The sequence below is a fragment of the Kribbella qitaiheensis genome, from assembly GCF_014217565.1.
Classification (GTDB): Bacteria; Actinomycetota; Actinomycetes; order Propionibacteriales; family Kribbellaceae; genus Kribbella; species Kribbella qitaiheensis_A.
The window spans coordinates 7,447,388-7,464,397 of record NZ_CP043661.1; the positions used below are offsets into that span (position 1 = coordinate 7,447,388).

14 protein-coding genes and 1 pseudogene are annotated in these 17,010 nt (G+C 67.7%); 13 read left to right on the forward strand and 2 right to left on the reverse strand.

The genetic code is table 11. The annotated features are described in order from the left end of the window. The first annotated feature begins 40 nt into the window (after positions 1-40). Positions 41-922: an NAD-dependent protein deacetylase gene (locus F1D05_RS35305; protein ID WP_185444603.1), complete on the forward strand. Its 882-nt coding sequence runs from the start codon at positions 41-43 to the stop codon at positions 920-922. 94 nt (positions 923-1,016) lie between these two features. On the opposite strand, the gene F1D05_RS35310 is transcribed toward F1D05_RS35305, so the two are convergent. Further along, positions 1,017-2,051 carry an SGNH/GDSL hydrolase family protein gene (locus F1D05_RS35310; protein WP_185444604.1) on the reverse strand — a complete coding sequence of 345 codons (1,035 nt, stop codon included), beginning with the start codon at positions 2,049-2,051 and terminating at the stop codon, positions 1,017-1,019. Positions 2,052-2,175: 124 nt separating this feature from the next. Here F1D05_RS35310 and F1D05_RS35315 point away from each other — a divergent pair. From F1D05_RS35315 to F1D05_RS35355, 9 genes and pseudogenes are all read left to right on the forward strand, one after another. After that, positions 2,176-3,139: pseudogene (locus F1D05_RS35315) on the forward strand (bifunctional riboflavin kinase/FAD synthetase). A gap of 118 nt (positions 3,140-3,257) precedes the next feature. Then, positions 3,258-3,530, forward strand: coding sequence for a 30S ribosomal protein S15 (gene rpsO / locus F1D05_RS35320; protein WP_164604166.1), 273 nt, complete (start codon positions 3,258-3,260; stop codon positions 3,528-3,530). Positions 3,531-3,817: 287 nt separating this feature from the next. Next, on the forward strand, positions 3,818-6,052 hold the full coding sequence (locus F1D05_RS35325) for a polyribonucleotide nucleotidyltransferase (RefSeq protein ID WP_185444605.1): 2,235 nt from the start codon (positions 3,818-3,820) through the stop codon (positions 6,050-6,052). Then, positions 6,049-7,362, forward strand: coding sequence for a M16 family metallopeptidase (locus F1D05_RS35330; protein ID WP_185444606.1), 1,314 nt, complete (start codon positions 6,049-6,051; stop codon positions 7,360-7,362). The genes F1D05_RS35325 and F1D05_RS35330 overlap by 4 nt, the downstream gene beginning before the upstream one ends. Before the next feature lie 278 nt (positions 7,363-7,640). Next, positions 7,641-9,251: a peptide ABC transporter substrate-binding protein gene (locus F1D05_RS35335; protein ID WP_246486228.1), complete on the forward strand. Its 1,611-nt coding sequence runs from the start codon at positions 7,641-7,643 to the stop codon at positions 9,249-9,251. Beyond that, entirely contained in the window at positions 9,248-10,174 is a 927-nt protein-coding gene (locus F1D05_RS35340) for an ABC transporter permease (protein WP_185444607.1), read from the forward strand. Before F1D05_RS35335 ends, F1D05_RS35340 begins: the two co-directional genes overlap by 4 nt. After that, positions 10,167-11,060, forward strand: a complete 894-nt coding sequence (locus F1D05_RS35345; RefSeq protein ID WP_185444608.1) for an ABC transporter permease — start codon at positions 10,167-10,169, stop codon at positions 11,058-11,060. The genes F1D05_RS35340 and F1D05_RS35345 overlap by 8 nt, the downstream gene beginning before the upstream one ends. Next, a complete protein-coding gene (locus tag F1D05_RS35350) occupies positions 11,057-12,058 on the forward strand; it encodes an ABC transporter ATP-binding protein (RefSeq protein ID WP_185444609.1) in 1,002 nt (333 codons plus the stop codon). Before F1D05_RS35345 ends, F1D05_RS35350 begins: the two co-directional genes overlap by 4 nt. After that, positions 12,058-13,062, forward strand: coding sequence for an ABC transporter ATP-binding protein (locus F1D05_RS35355; RefSeq protein ID WP_185444610.1), 1,005 nt, complete (start codon positions 12,058-12,060; stop codon positions 13,060-13,062). The genes F1D05_RS35350 and F1D05_RS35355 overlap by 1 nt, the downstream gene beginning before the upstream one ends. 703 nt (positions 13,063-13,765) lie before the next feature. Here F1D05_RS35355 and F1D05_RS35360 read toward each other — a convergent pair. Beyond that, complete coding sequence (locus F1D05_RS35360; RefSeq protein WP_185444611.1) at positions 13,766-14,503, reverse strand: VOC family protein; 738 nt, start codon at positions 14,501-14,503, stop codon at positions 13,766-13,768. Positions 14,504-14,632: 129 nt separating this feature from the next. Here F1D05_RS35360 and F1D05_RS35365 point away from each other — a divergent pair, with 129 nt between their 5' ends. The 3 genes from F1D05_RS35365 to F1D05_RS35375 all read left to right on the forward strand — a co-directional run bounded on the left by F1D05_RS35365 (position 14,633) and on the right by F1D05_RS35375 (position 16,889). After that, on the forward strand, positions 14,633-15,088 hold the full coding sequence (locus tag F1D05_RS35365) for an NUDIX domain-containing protein (protein ID WP_185444612.1): 456 nt from the start codon (positions 14,633-14,635) through the stop codon (positions 15,086-15,088). Positions 15,089-15,631: 543 nt separating this feature from the next. Next, on the forward strand, positions 15,632-16,378 hold the full coding sequence (dapB, locus tag F1D05_RS35370) for a 4-hydroxy-tetrahydrodipicolinate reductase (protein WP_185444613.1): 747 nt from the start codon (positions 15,632-15,634) through the stop codon (positions 16,376-16,378). 34 nt (positions 16,379-16,412) lie between these two features. Further along, on the forward strand, positions 16,413-16,889 hold the full coding sequence (locus F1D05_RS35375) for a hypothetical protein (protein WP_246486229.1): 477 nt from the start codon (positions 16,413-16,415) through the stop codon (positions 16,887-16,889). Positions 16,890-17,010 lie beyond the last annotated feature (121 nt).

Here is a 17,010-nt window from a genome sequence, read left to right on the forward strand (position 1 = left end):
ACCTACTGATGGGCTGGGGGTCCGCCGCTACGCTGGGTGGGTGCGTTCTCGCCCTACCTTGAGTTGGACTCCCGGTCCTGAAGTGCTGTCGCTTGCCCCGGGAATCGTGGATGTCGCCCCGGTCGCCGAAGTGGTGGCCGGCGGGGGAGTGGTGGTGCTGAGCGGCGCCGGGATCTCGACCGAGTCGGGGATCCCGGACTACCGCGGCGCCAGTGGGAGCCTGCGGACCCACACGCCGATGACGTACGCCGATTTCGTCGGCAGCGAGTCCGGCCGGCAACGGTACTGGGCCCGCAGCCACCTCGGCTGGCGGACGATCGCGCGGGCGGCACCGAACGACGGTCACCGGGCGGTCGCCGTACTGCAGGCGCGCAGGTTTCTGACCGGCGTGATCACCCAGAACGTCGACGGGCTGCATCAAGCGGCCGGTGCGCGGGACGTGATCGAGTTGCACGGCAATCTCGACCGGGTGATCTGCCTGGACTGCCGCCGTACGACGCCGCGCGAGGAGCTCGATCGTCGCCTTCGCGAGGCGAACCCGTTCTTCGATGGCGTCGCCACCCGGATCAACCCGGACGGCGATGTGGAGCTGCCAGAGGACGTCGTCGGCGGATTCCAGCTGGTGCCGTGCAAGAGCTGTGGGTCGGCGCTGCTCAAACCGGATGTGGTGTTCTTCGGCGAGAACGTCCCCAAGCCGCGGGTCGAGCGCTGCTACGAGCTGATCGACAACGCCCGCGCCGTACTCGTGCTCGGTTCGTCCCTGACCGTGATGTCCGGCTTCCGCTTCGTCCGGTACGCCGCGAAGGCGGGCAAGGAGGTCCTGATCGTCAACCAGGGCATCACCCGCGGCGATCCGTACGCGACCCATCGGGTGAACCTCCCGCTCGGCGAGGCGCTCACCGACCTCACCGCCGCGCTCTGACCCAGCTGGGACCGGTCTGGCGGGGAACAACACCGGGCCGGAACCCCGCGTGAGGGGGAACCGGCCCGGCGTCCGCCGTACGGATTGGAAAGGGTCAGCGTTGCGCGCCGGTCCGTAGGCGGAACATGGCGGCCTTGGCGGCCGGGTTCTGCTGCGCGGTGGCAGCCTTCTTGCTCAGCTCACGTGCCTCGCCGGCCCACTTCGCCTGCTCGGCGGGTGTCACGGTCTCCTTGGCGCCGGTCAGCTTCTTGAAGGTCAGCGATGCCACGCCGGCCTGGCCCTCGTACCGCGGGTGGTAGTTCAGGGCGCCGAGCAGGTTGATGTCCTTGCCCTGGATCCAGGCCTGACCGGTCGGTGCGCACGCGTCGTGACCGGTGGAGGGTCCGAAGGTGTCGACGTACGTCGCGCCGGCGGCCGTCGCGGCATTCTCGACGGCCTGGTTGAGCTTCTGCTCGATCGAGTACAGATAGGCGTAGTCGCCGTCGGAGAACGGCAGGATGTCCGGGCAGACACCCGTCTCCGGCGCGATCTTCGGATAGCCGATCAGCGCGATCGTTGCCTTCGGCGACTTTTGCTTGATGCCGTTGACGACGTCGGCGATCCGCAGCTGCGTCTGGGCGATCTTGTCGGCCAGGGTGTCCTTGCCGTCGACCGTGAAGTGCTGCTTGCAGGGCGCGCCGGCCGGATCGGAGGCTCGCAGCCCCGGGCAGGTGCTGGTGATGTCGCCGAAGACGCCGAAGTCGTTCCCGCCGATCCCGAGGGTGACCAGGTCGGTGTCGGCCGTGAGCGCGTTGAACTGCGGCGGGAAGGTGCCGAGCGGGGTGCTCTGCGGCTGGGTCATGTTGGTGGTGTCCGCGCCACCGCAGCTCACATCGGCGAACGCGGTGACCTGGAGCTGCGCGGCCAGCTGCTTCGGATAGTTGTTGATCGACCGCAGGCATCCGAGCGACAACAACTCGGGCAACGGCACCAGCGGCGCCGAAGTGTAGGAGTCACCCAGCGCGACGTACTTCTTGTACTTCGCGACCGGGGCGAACGCGGTGGCAGAGGACAAGGTGCTCGTAATGGACAACAACGTGCCGAGGACTGCCGCGGTGGTGAAAGCGGCGACGAGGCGGTGAAGCTTCACAAGACCTCCGAGGGGGTGACCAGATGCCGTCGCCCACACTAAGTTGAGTCACGAGGTGATTACAAGGGGTGATCGACCGGTCCCTGGTGACGAGGCCGCCGGACCGGCATGGAATCCTGCTTCCATGCGTGTCTGGCACGGTTTGGACGAGGTGGACGCCGATTTCGGCCCCTCGGTCGTCACCATCGGCAACTTCGACGGCGTGCACCGCGGTCACCAGGAGGTGCTGGCGCACGCCCGGGCCCGGGCGGAGCGGCTCGGCGGCGTCCCGGTCGTCGCGATGACCTTCGATCCGCACCCGATGGCGGTGCTGCGGCCCGGCAATGAGCCGGCGATGATCAGCGACCCGGTCGAGCGGGCCGCGCTGCTCGGTGCGGCCGGTGCGGACGCCGTACTGATCCTGCCGTTCGACAAGGAGACCGCGGCCTGGTCGCCGCAGGAGTTCATCGACCGGGTCCTGGTCGGCACCCTGCACGCCAAGACGGTCGTGGTGGGGGAGAACTTCCGGTTCGGCCACAAGGCCGCCGGTCACGTCGACACGCTGGTCGAGGCGGGTGCCGCTGCCGGGTTCGAGGTGGAGGGCCTGTCGCTGGCCGGGGACGCCCAGCCGTGGTCCTCGACGTACATCCGGAACCTGATCGCCGAAGGTGATGTCGAAGCCGCGGCCCGCGGCGCTCGGCCGGCCGCTGCGGGTCACCGGAACCGTGATCGAGGGCGACAAGCGCGGCCGTGAACTCGGCTACCCGACCGCCAACATCCCTGCCCTGGCAGGCGGCGCGGTCCCGCTGGACGGTGTGTACGCCGGCTGGCTGACCGTGCTCGAGCCCGCACCCGGCGCCCCGCAGTACGGCGAGCCGTTGCCCGCGGCCATCAGTGTCGGCAGCAACCCGACCTTCGACGGCGTCGACCGCCGGGTGGAGTCGTACGTGCTCGACCGTGACGACCTGGAGCTGTACGGCTCCCGGGTCGCGATCGATTTCGTGGCCCGGTTGCGGGGTACCCAGATCCGCTTCGACACCATCGACGACCTGCTGGACCAGATGAAGCTCGACGTCGATGGCGCCCGCCGCCTGCTGACCCGCCATTAGGGTGACGCGTCCACGGACTGATACCCTTGGCGCTGCCGTCTGAACGGCCGCGGATCGAGAGTGCCCGGGTGACCCAAGCCCCGGTGCGCCGCGCAACGGACATCGAGAGGATCACGAAGTGTCGTCAGCCAATCCTGAGGCGAAGAAGAAGATCATCGGCGAGTACGCCCTGACCGAGGGCGACACCGGTTCCCCCGAGGTCCAGGTCGCGCTACTCACGCACCGCATCGCGGACCTGACCGAGCACCTGAAGGAGCACAAGCACGACCACCACAGCCGTCGTGGTCTGCTCCTCCTGGTCGGTCAGCGCCGTCGGCTGCTGAACTACCTGTCGAAGAAGGACATCAACCGCTACCGGTCCCTGATCGAGCGGCTCGGTCTTCGCCGATGACGTCGTGAGAAGCGGCCACCGCATTTCGGTGGCCGCTTCTCGCGTATCTGTGCCCAGGGGACTTGGGGTCCCCGGGTGCGGCACAACTGAATAATCAACGACAACGAGACGACGCGAAACGCGTACCGGGCCGACGACCGGTCCTCGGTAGTGGCCTTCGGGGCAGCGCAGCAGGACAGCGCGGCACCCGCGGGCCTCGATCGAAGACCGGCACCCCCGGAGCTCGCGCCTCACAGTCGTCTCAAGTGAGAGAGGGGTATCCCGTGTCGGGATCCACAAACGCGCCCATGGAGGGCGCAGAGTTCGCTGAAGCAGTCATCGACAACGGCAGCTTCGGCACCCGCACCATCCGCTTCGAGACGGGCCGTCTGGCCCAGCAGGCCGCCGGCTCCGCCGCCGCCTACCTCGACGGCGACACGATGGTGCTCTCGGCCACCACGGCCAGCAAGAAGCCCAAGGACCAGTTCGACTTCTTCCCGTTGACGGTGGACGTCGAGGAGCGGATGTACGCCGCCGGTCGCATCCCGGGCTCGTTCTTCCGCCGGGAGGGTCGTCCTTCCGAGGAGGCCATCCTGACCTGCCGGCTGATCGACCGCCCGCTGCGGCCGTCGTTCGTGTCCGGCCTGCGCAACGAGATCCAGGTCGTCATCACGGTCCTGGCGCTCAACCCGGACAAGCTGTACGACGTGCTGGCGATCAACGCCGCGTCGATGTCCACCCAGATCGCCGGGCTGCCGTTCTCCGGCCCGCTCGGTGCTGTCCGCGTCGCCCTGATCGACGGTCAGTGGGTCGCCTTCCCGACGCACACCGAGATCGAGACCGCCGTCTTCGACATGGTCGTCGCCGGTCGCGTCACCGACTCCGGTGACGTCGCCATCATGATGGTCGAGGCCGAGTCCACCGCGGGCACGTTCGACATGGTCGCCGCCGGCAAGCAGGCGCCGACCGAGGAGATCGTGGCCGAGGGCCTCGAGGCCTCCAAGGCGTTCATCAAGACGCTGGTCGAGGCGCAGGCGGAGCTGGCGGCCAAGGCCTCCAAGCCGACCGGCGAGTTCCCGCTCTTCCCGGACTATCAGGAAGACGCTTTCGCCGCCGTCGAGGCCGCTGCCACCGAGGAGCTGACCCAGGCCCTCACGATCACCGGCAAGCACGACCGCGACGACGCGACGGACGCCGTCAAGGCCGCCGTCGTCGCCAAGCTGGCCGAGGCCTTCGAGGGTCGCGAGAAGGAGCTGTCCGCAGCCTTCCGCTCGCTCACCAAGAAGCTCGTCCGCAACCGCGTGCTGACCGAGAAGGTCCGGATGGACGGTCGCGGGCTGGCCGACATCCGCCCGCTCAAGGCGCAGGTCCGGGTGCTGCCGCGGGTGCACGGTTCCGCGATCTTCGAGCGCGGCGAGACCCAGATCATGGGTGTCACCACGCTGAACATGCTCCGGATGGAGCAGCAGCTCGACACGCTCTCCCCGGAGACGCGCAAGCGCTACATGCACAACTACAACTTCCCGCCGTACTCGACCGGTGAGACCGGCCGGGTCGGTTCGCCGAAGCGCCGCGAGATCGGTCACGGCGCGCTGGCCGAGCGGGCCCTGGTGCCCGTGCTGCCGTCGCGTGAGGACTTCCCGTACGCGCTGCGTCAGGTGTCCGAGGCCCTCGGGTCCAACGGCTCCACCTCGATGGGTTCGGTCTGCGCCTCGACGCTGTCGCTGCTGTCGGCCGGTGTGCCGCTGAAGGCGCCGGTCGCCGGTATCGCGATGGGCCTCATCTCCGGTGAGGTCGACGGTGAGCTCGCCTACGTCGCGCTGACCGACATCCTGGGCGCGGAGGACGCGTTCGGCGACATGGACTTCAAGGTCGCCGGTACGAAGGACTTCGTCACCGCCCTGCAGCTGGACACCAAGCTGGACGGCATCCCGGCGAGCGTGCTCGCCGGCGCGCTGACCCAGGCCAAGGAAGCCCGCCTGACGATCCTGGACGTGATGGCCAAGGCCATCGACGCGCCGGGTGAGATGAGCGAGTTCGCGCCGCGGGTCATCTCGGTGAAGGTCCCTGTCGACAAGATCGGAGAGGTCATCGGCCCGAAGGGCAAGATGATCAACCAGATCACCGACGAGACCGGCGCCGACATCTCCATCGAGGACGACGGCACGGTGTACATCGGTGCGACCAACGGCCCGTCGGCCGAGGCGGCGCGCGCGATGATCAACGCGATCGCCAACCCGACCATGCCGGAGAAGGGCGAGCGCTACCTGGGCACGGTCGTGAAGACGACCAACTTCGGTGCGTTCATCTCCCTGCTCCCCGGCAAGGACGGTCTGCTGCACATCTCGAAGCTGCGCGGCCTGGCCGGTGGCAAGCGGGTGGAGGCCGTCGAGGACATCCTGTCCGTCGGCCAGAAGCTCCAGGTCGAGATCGCCGAGATCGACGACCGCGGCAAGCTGTCGCTGATCCCCGTCCTGGAGGGCGAGGACAAGGGCGACGACGCGGCCAAGGACGATGACGCAGAGGTCGCTCCCGCCGAGTGACACGTGCCATCACCAGCACGCTGCTGAGCTCGGAGGCAGGCGGTCCGGTCAAACGGACCGTCCTGCCCTCCGGGCTCCGCGTGCTTTCCCAGTCCGAACCGGGCTTCCGCTCGGTCACCTTCGGCCTCTGGGTCGGTGTCGGCTCCCGGGACGAACCGATCCAGCTCTCCGGTGCGACGCACTTCCTCGAACACCTGCTGTTCAAGGGCACCGAACGCCGGGACGCGCTGGAGATCTCTTCGGAGATCGACGCCGTCGGCGGCGAGATGAACGCGTTCACCGGCAAGGAGTACACCTGCTACTACGCGCGGGTGCTCGACTCCGACCTGCCGCTCGCGGTCGACGTCATCTGCGACATGATCACCTCCGCCACGCTCACGGCCCCGGATGTCGAGAGTGAGCGGGACGTGATCGACGAAGAGATCGCGATGCACGCCGACGAGACGTCGGACCACATCCACGACCTCTTCGCCGAACAGCTCTGGGGCTCGTCGCCGCTCGGCCGCTCGATCACCGGTACGCCGGAGTCGGTGGCCAAATTGACCCGCCGTCAGGTGGCCGGTTGGTACAAGCGTCGCTATCGCCCGGAGAACATCGTCGTCTCCGTCGCCGGCAACGTCGAGCACTCCGATGTCGTCAAGCTGGTCCGGAAGGCCTTCGAGCGGCACTGGGCCACCGGCGAAGCAGAGCCGACGCCGGTACGCCGGGGGTCGGCGCGCCGCGTCCCGACGTACGGCGGAGTGCGGGTTCACCACCGCGACGTCGAGCAGGCGCACATGGTGCTCGGCATGCCGGGTCTGGTGCGCAACGACGAGCGGCGATTCGTCGCCGGCGTACTGCACGGGATCGTCGGCGGCGGCATGTCGTCCCGGCTGTTCCAGGAGGTCCGGGAGAAGCGCGGGCTCGCGTACTCGGTCTTCACCTTCGGTTCGGCGTACGCGGATGCCGGCATGGTCGGCGTGTACGCGGGCTGTCTGCCGAAGAAGGCCCCCGAAGTACTCGAGGTGATCCAGGCCGAGCTGGCCACGATCTCCAAGGGCGGCATCACCGCCGACGAGCTGCTCCGCGGCAAGGGGCAGATGCGTGGGTCCGTCGTGATGGGCCTGGAGGACACCGGCGCCAAGATGACCCGGATCGCCAAGGCCGAGCTCGTGTACGGCGATCTGCCGACCGTGGACGAGATCCTGGCCCGGATCGACGCCGTCACGCTCGACGAAGTCGGTGAACTGGCCGCCGAGCTCTACGCCGGCGAACCGGCGCTGACCGTGATGGGCCCCTTCGAGGAGAACACCACGGCCTTCACGCTGTAACCCCCGATCGCCCGGGAAGACCGCCTACACCTCGTGTGCGGGCGGTCTTTCTTTTTGGGTCCGGCCGCGCTGACATCAGATGACTTCGCGTTACAAGGGGGTTATCGTGACCGAAGGGCCCCTTATGAGTGCAGGGTGCTCTGAGGTCTCGTTTTGATAACGCGTTTGTCACCTTGCCCCGGGTTTGGCCCTGACAACGTTGACATGGCCACTTTCGACCAGCCAACATGGCGGCTATTCCGCCTACCGGCCCTCCCGCCGAGGAAGTTGGTTCGACCGTGCGACGTGTCACTGGTGTAGTGGGGGTGGCGCTCGGGCTTGCCCTGGTGCTCAGCTCCTGTGGAGACGGTAAGAGCTCCGGCGACGGTGCCGGTGGCGGCACCAAGAGCGAGGTCATCGCGATCGCCGCTGACCCGCTGGACTACATCAACCCGCTGAACGAGAACGGCAGCCCAGGGATCCAGGTCGCGCAGGCGGTGTTCGCGCCGCTGGTCGCCACCGACCCGAACACCGGCAAGACGGTCAACGTGATGGCCGAATCGGTCACCCCGGACAAGACCAGCCAGACCTGGACGATCAAGCTCAAGTCCGGCAACACCTTCCAGAACGGTCAGGCGCTGACGGCGAAGGACTACGTCGACAGCTGGAACCTGACCGCCCAGGGCTCGACCGCGTGGAAGAACAACGGCTTCTTCTCCAAGGTCGAGGGCTACGACGCGATGAACCCGGAGACGCCGGACGGCGCCACCCCGAAGCCGACCTCGGTGAAGACGCTGACCGGCCTGAAGCAGATCGACGACCTGACCTTCTCGGTGAAGCTCAAGGTGCCGTTCTCCCAGTTCGGCCTGACCCTGCAGTACCTCGGCCTGGCCCCGCTGCCGGAGGAGGTCCGGAAGAGCCCGGACACCTACAAGCGCAAGCCGATCGGCAACGGCGCCTACAAGCTGGATGCCACCTGGAACCCCGGTGACGACATCAAGCTGGCCAAGTGGGACGGCTACAAGGGCCCGAACGCGCCCGAGGCGGACGCGATCACGTTCCGGTTCATCCCGAACGCCGACACGGCGTACAACGAGTTCCTGGCCGGCAACGTGGACTTCGTCGACGTACCGCCGACCAAGATCAAGACCTTCAAGACCGACGCTCCCGACGGCTGGGTGACCGCGACGAGTTCGGGCGCCAACTACCTGACGATGCCGGCCTGGGATCCCCGCTACAAGAACCCCAAGCTGCGGCACGCGTTCTCGATGGCGATCGACCGGAAGGCCTTCGCCGACCTGGTCGGCCTGTCCACCCCGTCCAACGGGCTGATCTCGCCGGACATGGACGGCTACCGCGCCGACGCCTGCAAGTTCTGCAACTTCGACCCGACCGCGGCCAAGCAGTTGCTTGCTGACGCCGGCGGCTTTTCCGGAGCGGTGAACATCAACTACAACACCACCTCCGCGACCGGCCAGATCTTCGCCGAAGCGATCGGCAACATGATCCGGCAGAACCTCGGCCTCGAGGTGAAGTACACCGGTAAGCAGGGCTCCGAGATCACCCAGCTGGCCGACACCCGCAAGCTGGACGGCCTGCGGTTCAGCGGCTGGGGCCACGACTACCCGTCGATCGAGGACTACCTGACGCCGATGTTCAAGTCCAACGGTGACGCGAACTTCTCCGGCTACAACAACCCGGCCCTGGACAAGGTGCTGGCTCAGGGCGACGCCGAACCGAACCCGGAGAAGGCGATCGCGCTCTACCAGCAGGCCGAGGACATCGCGCTCGAAGACATGCCGCTGATCCCGCTGTACGCCAAGCAGAACGCGTACCTGCACTCGGCGAAGATCATGCCGCGGGTCTCCAAGTTCACCGGTGTCCAGGCGCTCTACTCCACGTTCAAGTGATCCGGTTCGTCCTCCGCCGGATCCTGGCGGCCATCCCGATCGGCCTGATCGTCACGCTGGGGGTCTTCGCGCTCGTGTTCGCGATGCCCGGAGACCCCCTGCGCGAACTGGCCGGTGACAAGCCCATCCCGGCGGCCGTACTGGCCGCGAAGCGGGCCCAGTTCCACTTGGACGATCCCTTCATCGTGCAGTACCTGCTGTCGATGAAGGACATGTTCACCGGCCACTTCGGTACGACGTTCGGCGGTGGCGACATCGCCGACCAGCTCAGGTTGCGGATCCCCGTGACGTTGAAGCTGGCCACCATGAGCCTGGCGTTCCAGTGGATCGCCGGCCTGCTGTTCGGCCTGTACGCCGGGTTCCGGCGCAACGGGGTGGTCGACAGGATGCTCCTGCTGTCCACGCTGGTGGTGCTGGCGGTCCCCGGCCTGGTCCTGTACTTCGCTGGCCAGTTCCTGTTCGGCGTACAGCTCAAGTGGTTGCCTGTCTCCGGTACGTCGGACGGGTATCCGCTGGCGTACCTGCTGCCGGCCACGTGTATCGCGATCACCGGTTTCGCCGGGATGGCACGGCTGACCCGGACCTCGATCGTGGACACGGCGAACGCCGACTTCGTCAAGACCGCCCGGGCGAAAGGGCTGGGGGAGCAGCGGATCCTCTGGCATCACGTGCTGCCGAACGCCTTGCTGCCGGTGGTCACGCTGATGGGCATCGACTTCGCCGGCATCTTCGCCGGCGCGGTCCTTGCCGAGAGCATCTTCAACCTGCCGGGGCTCGGCCAGTTCCTGTTCCAGTCGATCAGGTTCCACGAGGGTGGCGTGGTGGTGCTGTTGTCCACGCTGGCGTTCGTCATGTTCATCGCCATCAATCTCGTCGTCGACATCGTCTACGGCCTGATCGATCCGAGGGTGCGCAATGTCTGAGGCACAACAGGTCTTCGAGTCGGAGACTCAGGACCTCGAAGGCAGGACGCTGTCCAACCGCGAGCTGCTCCGGGCACTGCTGCGCAAGCCGCAGTTCGTGATCTGTGTGCTGCTGGTCCTGACCGTCTTCACGATGGCCGCTTTCCCAGGGCTCTTCAGTTCCGTCGATCCGAGGTTCTGTGAGCTGGCCAAGAGTCAGCGCGGTCACGAGCCCGGTCACCCGTTCGGCTTCGACATCCAGGGCTGCGACTACTTCGCCAACGTCATCTACGGAGCCAGGCCGTCCGTGCTGGTCAGCCTGGTGGCCGGCTTCGGTGGCTTCGCGGTGGCCGGGATTCTCGGCCTGCTGGCCGGATACTTCCCGGGCGCGGTCGACACGGTCATCTCGCGGGTCGCGGACGTGCTGTTCGCGCTGCCCGGCCTGATCGCGCTGATCGTGATCCTGAACTCGGTACCGAACCGGAGCATCTGGATCATCGTCGGGATCATCCTGGTGACCGGCTGGCCGCAAGGCATGCGGGTGATGCGATCGACGGTCTTCTCGGTGCGCAACCGGGAGTACGTGCTGGCGGCCCGCTCCATCGGCGTACCGTCGATGCGGATCCTTCGCAAGCACGTGTTCCCGAACGCGATGGCGCCGCTGCTGGCGATGACGACGCTGGGGATCGGCGGCCTGATCGGGCTCGAGGCCGTGCTCACGTTCCTCGGGGTCGGGCTGCAGCCGCCGTCGATCTCCTGGGGATCGCAGTTCGGCGTCGCGGCGTCGTACCGCGACACCCCGCACTTGTTCATCTGGCCGGCGTTGTTCATCTCGACGACGACGATCTCGTTCATGATCATCGGCGACTCGATCCGCGACGCACTAGACCCGAAATTGATCCGATGAAGACGACAGGCGAAGTACTGCTGAAGGTGACCGACCTCAGCGTCGAGTTCGACACCCCGACGGGACCGCTCCGGGCCGTCGACTCGGTGTCCTGGCAGGTCAGCGCGGGGGAGACGCTCGCGATCCTGGGCGAGTCCGGCTCGGGCAAGAGCGTCTCCACCCAGGCGTTGACCGGGATCTTGGAGATGCCGCCGGGGCGGATCACGTCCGGCACTGCGGAGTACAGGGGTGCCGACCTGATCGCGATGACGACCAAGGAGCGCCGCCAGATCGTCGGCGACCGGATCACGATGGTCTTCCAGGACTCGCTGTCCGCGCTGAACCCGGTCCAGTCCGTCGGCAAGCAGATCGCCGAGTGCTACCGCGTCCATCGCGGGATGTCCAAGCACGACGCGATGAAGCGGGCCGCCGAGATGCTCGACCAGGTCCGGATCCCGGCGGCGGCCAAGCGGGTGAACGACTATCCGCACGAGTTCTCCGGTGGGATGCGACAGCGGGTGATGCTCGCGATGGCGCTCGCGCTCGACCCCGACGTACTGATCGCGGACGAGCCGACGACGGCGCTCGACGTGACCGTGCAGGCGCAGATCCTCGAGTTGATCGCGGAATTGCAGACCGAGCGGGACATGGGCGTCGTCCTGATCACGCACGACCTCGGTGTGGTGGCTGACGTCGCTGACAACGTGGTGGTGATGTACGCCGGTCACGTGGTCGAGCGGGCCGCTACAGCGGAGGCGCTGGAGCACCCGGTTCATCCTTATACAGAAGGGCTGCTGCTCTCGATGCCCTCGGCCGACCTGAAGGGTCAGGAGCTGCCGACCATCCCCGGTACGCCGCCGTCGCTGCGGGCGGTCCCGTCCGGCTGCGCGTTCCGGACCCGTTGCCCGATCGCCATCGAGGACTGCGCCAAGGAGGTGCCGCCGTTGCTGACGGTGGCTCCCGGGCGGGACGCGGCCTGCCTCCGGCGTACCAAGATCTCCGCGAAGGAGGCGGTCTGATGGCCGAAGAGTTGCTGGTAGCAACGAATCTGGTGAAGCACTACGACATCAGCCCGGCCTTCTCGTTCGGCCAGAAGACGCTGGTCCGCGCGGTCGACGACGTCGATCTCGTCCTGCGTAAGGGCGAGTCGCTCGGCATCGTCGGTGAGTCGGGATGTGGCAAGTCCACTTTGGTGCGGTTGCTCGCTGCGCTGGAGAAGCCGACTTCGGGCTCGCTGTCGTACGGCGGGGTGGATGTCAGCAAGCTGAAGGCCAAGGAGCTGCGGAAGTGGCGCCGCAACGTCCAGGTCGTCTTCCAGGATCCGTACTCCGCGCTGAATCCGCGGATGCGCGTCGGCGAGATCGTGGCCGAGCCGCTCGAGGTCCACCCTGATGTGTCGAAGGGAATGGACATCCGGAAGCGGGTCCGGGAGTTGCTGGAGCTGGTCGGGCTGCGGCCGGAGGACGAGACCAAGTTCCCGCATCAGTTCTCGGGCGGGCAGCGACAGCGGATCGGGATCGCCCGGGCGATCGCGCTGAGTCCTGATGTGCTGCTTTGCGACGAGCCGGTGTCGGCGCTCGACCTGTCGGTGCAGGCGCAGGTGGTCAACCTGCTGATGCGGCTGCAGCGCGAGCTCGGTCTCAGCATCATCTTCGTCGCGCACGACCTGTCGGTGGTGCGGCACGTGTCGGACCGGGTCGCCGTGATGTACCTGGGTCGCGTGGCCGAACTGGGCGAGCACCACCAGGTGTACGACGTACCGGCTCATCCTTATACGCAGGCGCTGCTCTCGGCCGAACCAGGCCTCGCCCGCAAGGGCCGCCAACGCATCATCCTGGCCGGCGACCCGCCGTCACCGGTGATGCCGCCGTCGGGCTGTCGCTTCCACACCCGCTGCCTCCGAGCCGAAGCCCGCTGCTCGGTGGATGTCCCGGAACTCCGCGAAATCCCCTCCGGGCAGACAGTCTCCTGCCACTTCGCCGAAGACGCCCAATCCACCTACACCGCAACTCTCCCCGCCTGAACCCCCACGCCGGCGCCTCGCACACTCCTACGTCGCTCACTTGGCGTTGGCTTCCACCTGCCCTGGTCGCGGGCTCCTCCGTCGCCGGCTGGTAAAGGCCACCCACGCGGCTCCAACGTCAGGCGCTGGTTGGTGCTGCCCCCTGGTTCGCCGCCACCTGGTTCCCGGGGTCCGGGTGGCCCGGGGATCGGGTCCGCTGACGCGATGTTCGGCCGATAGCGCGCCATAAGTCCGGCAGCGGACGAAAAACCCGGCAGCTCGACTTCCCGAACCCGCCCTCGCCGAGCAGGCTAAGCAGCGTTCAACCAGTAGCACCTGACACACCGCGAAACCGGAGGCCCTTGTGCACCAGATGAGCACGGCCACCGGAGGGAATACTCAACCGATGCTCAAAGACGCCGAATCGGGGGCCGATCGGTCGGGACACCCCCGGACCGGGGCCAGCCTCACCAAGGCCGGCGCGAACCCGGGCCGGCCTCGCCGACCACACCCGGCGGGTCACACCTCCCCGCGGGATCCGCGTAGCGCGTCCCCACAGCTTGACCTCCAAGCTCCTGGGATTGTCTCCGTCGCCCGCTCGAGGAGGCGAGATGGTTGCCGCGATGCGTTGGGCGCGGGGATACGCCGGCGTCGGCTGTGGTTGGGGACGTGTTGTTGGTTCAGCTCAACACCGGGCTTGAGTTGGTACTGAACGGCTACTGCGTCAGCCTCTGCCGAGGACGCAGAACTGGTTGCCTTCTGGGTCGGTCAGGATCTTCCATGGGAAGTCGTCTTTGCCTGCGTTTGGACGCGTTGCGCCGATGGTCTCGAGCCGGGCTACCTCCGCCAATTGGTCCTCGACGGGGTCGGGCAGCAGGTCCAGGTGGATGCGGTTTCTCATGTGCTTCAGGTGGGGCGTGCGGAGGAACTCCAGGTAGGGGCCGCCGCTTTTGGCGGAGCGCAGTACTGCGTGATCGTCGGTCGCGTCATGCAGGGGCCAGTCCATCGCCTCGCCCCAGAAGCGGGCCATGGCTTGCGGATCGGCGCAGTCGACGACTACCGCGGCGATCGGGCCGGTGTCCTGATGGATCTCCTGCGGCTGGCGGACGCAGAACAGGTTGCCGTCGGGGTCGGCCAAAGCTGTCCGTGGCTGGTCGCCTTGGCCCGCGTCGGCGGACGTTGCGCCGAGGTCCCGGAGGCGCGCGACCAACTCCGTGTGATGGGCCGCGGAGGTGGTGGCGAGCTCGAGGTGCACGCGGTCGTTCACTGTTTCGGGGTCTGGCACGGCGATGACGTCGATGGTGACGGCGGCGGGGAGTGGCCAGGTAGAGCCCACGGGCATCACGCTGGTCGCACCGGGGTCGTCGCTGGAAGACTCCCAGTCGAGCGCCTTCGCCCAGAACCGGCCCAGCGCCGAGTCATCCCGAGCCTTGAAGTTCAGCTGAACAAGTCGCAGCGCCATGCGCCCAACCTTAAGCCCAGCTGGATGAGTGGCTGTGAGCCAGGCAGTGCAGGGTGGTCGAGTCGTCCGGCGGGCCGGCGAGCTTCGTTTTCAGTCGGCGTTGGGCACTCGGGTGAATACAGTCGGCTCATGAATCCCTACGAGACGACGGTGCATCGCGCGGCGGTCGGCGTACTGATCACTGACTTCGACGGGAAGGTGCTGCTCGTCTCCAATCCGTACCGGGCGAAGCTCGTGCAGGTAGGCGGGATGGTGGAGGTGGGGGAGACCCTCGCGGCTGCGGCCGAGCGGGAGACGCTGGAGGAGATCGGGCTCGAGCTCACTGTCACCCGCCTGCTGGCTGTGCACTTCAGTCGCGGGAACCAGCACGCGCCGGACACGGTCCTGTACGTCTTCGACACCGACCCGATCGATTCGTCGACGCCGCTGACTCTGCAGGCCGACGAGATCAGCGGTGCCTACTGGTTGGAGCCGGAAGAGGCGATCGCGCGGCACACCGAACGCGGCCAGGCCCGCCTAGCCGCCGCACTGAAGGCCCGCGCCACCAACACCACCATCTACCTGGACGCCGACCGAACCTTCTGACCCACCCCGGCCACCCTCGCCCACTCGCTCATCCCACCCCCGGCCACCCTCGCCCACTCGCTCATCCCACCCCCGGCCACCCTCGCCCACTCGCTCATCCCACCCCCGGCCACCCTCGCCCACTCGCTCATCCCACCCCCGGCCACCCTCGCCCACTCGCTCATCCCACCTCCGGGCCACCCTCGGCCACTCGCTCATCCCACCCCCGGGCCACCCTCGGCCACTCGCTCAGCCCCACCCCCGGCCCACTCGCTCATCCCACCCCCGGCCGGGCCGCCCCGCGGCCTCCCGACGCCTTTGTGCGTGAGGCGAGGGTTCCCGCACGGCGAGACGCTCAGCCGGTGCACAAGGTGACCGCGCCTCCCGGCAGACCGACGCCTTTGTGCGTGAGGTGAGTGTTTCCGGCCGGGCGAGACGCTCAGCCGGTGCACAAGGGCGCCGTGGTGGGCGGGTCGGAGAGGCGAGGGCGGGCTAGGCCCGGCGGGGTGAGGCAGGCGTGTGGGGTGAGATCCTTGGGCGGGTAGCGGACTAGGAAGGGTGCGGATGGTCAAGGTTGGGGTGTTGGGGGCCAAGGGGAAGATGGGCACCCAGGTGTGCCAGACGGTCGAGAAGACCGAGGGGCTCGAACTGGTGGCCGCGCTTGACCAGGGTGATGACCTGGAGCGGTTGGTGGAGGCGGGCGCTCAGGTGGTGGTCGACTTCACCCGTCCCGAGGTGGTGATGGACAACCTCGCCTATTGCATCGAGCACAGGATCCACGCGGTGGTCGGGACGACGGGGTTCGATGCCGAGCGGCTCGACACCCTGCGGACCCAGCTCGCTGCGAGCCCCAGTACCGGCGTACTGGTGGCCGCGAACTTCTCCATCGGCGCCGTGCTGATGATGCAGTTCGCCGCGACGGCCGCGAAGTACTACGAGTCCGTCGAGATCATCGAGCTGCACCACCCGAACAAGGTCGACGCACCCTCCGGTACTGCGCGGCGCACGGCGGAGCTGATCGCGGCCGCCCGCCAGGAGGCCGAAGCGGGACCGATCCCGGACGCGACCACCACCGCCCTGGACGGCGCCCGCGGCGCGGTGGTCGAGGGCATTCACGTGCACGGGCTCCGCCTGCGCGGTCTGATCGCGCACCAGGAGGTGCTGTTCGGCGATGTCGGCGAGACGCTGACGATCCGGCACGACTCGATGGACCGCGAGTCGTTCATGGCCGGCGTCGTGGTCGGGATCCGGCGCGTCGTCGACACCCCGGGCCTGACCGTCGGCCTCGAACACTTCCTCGACCTGGGCTGACGAACCGACGGCCTCACGAAGCGATGAGAAGCAAATGACTGCGAAGCGGGCTGCGGTGGTGGTCGCCGTGGTCTTCGTCGCGTACGCCGTACTGCTCGGCTGGCGCGGCGTCTTGCTGATCGGCACCGGCGATCCGGTCGCGGTCGGACTCGGCATCGCGGTCCTGGTGATCCCGCTGGTCGGCCTGTACCTGGTCTGGCGGGAGATCCAGTTCGGCCGCCGGACCGAGGCGCTCGCGCACGAGCTCGGCGAGGCGGGTGGCCTTCCGGTCGACGATCTCCCAAGGCGCCCGTCGGGCCGGATCGACCGGGCCCGCCGCCGACGCCGCCTTCTCGCAGTACAAGGGAGAAGCCGAAGCCGCGCCGGAGGATTGGCGGGTCTGGTTCCGGCTTTCCACGGCGTACGACGCGGCCGGCGATCGCAAGCGGGCCCGGTCCTCGATGCGGACCGCGATCGCCCATCACGACAACTCCGGCGACCAGGCGCACGACCAACCGTGAACCAACCCTGAAGCTGCCCGAATCCGGGCAGTTTCCGGTGAGTTGGCGGGGAACGACTCGTTCGGCCTGACAATGCGGTCGGGAACGGGATACCTTCTCAGAGAACGTGGCGACCGCCACGTTCACAGGTCG

Coding starts and splice junctions, on each gene's coding strand:
- F1D05_RS35325 (WP_185444605.1), top strand. CDS start 3,818: ATGGAGGGCGCAGAGTTCGCTGAAGCAGTCATCGACAACGGCAGCTTC.
- F1D05_RS35345 (WP_185444608.1), top strand. CDS start 10,167: ATGTCTGAGGCACAACAGGTCTTCGAGTCGGAGACTCAGGACCTCGAA.
- F1D05_RS35350 (WP_185444609.1), top strand. CDS start 11,057: ATGAAGACGACAGGCGAAGTACTGCTGAAGGTGACCGACCTCAGCGTC.
- F1D05_RS35355 (WP_185444610.1), top strand. CDS start 12,058: ATGGCCGAAGAGTTGCTGGTAGCAACGAATCTGGTGAAGCACTACGAC.
- F1D05_RS35360 (WP_185444611.1), bottom strand. CDS start 14,503: ATGGCGCTGCGACTTGTTCAGCTGAACTTCAAGGCTCGGGATGACTCG.
- F1D05_RS35365 (WP_185444612.1), top strand. CDS start 14,633: ATGAATCCCTACGAGACGACGGTGCATCGCGCGGCGGTCGGCGTACTG.
- dapB (WP_185444613.1), top strand. CDS start 15,632: ATGGTCAAGGTTGGGGTGTTGGGGGCCAAGGGGAAGATGGGCACCCAG.
- F1D05_RS35375 (WP_246486229.1), top strand. CDS start 16,413: ATGACTGCGAAGCGGGCTGCGGTGGTGGTCGCCGTGGTCTTCGTCGCG.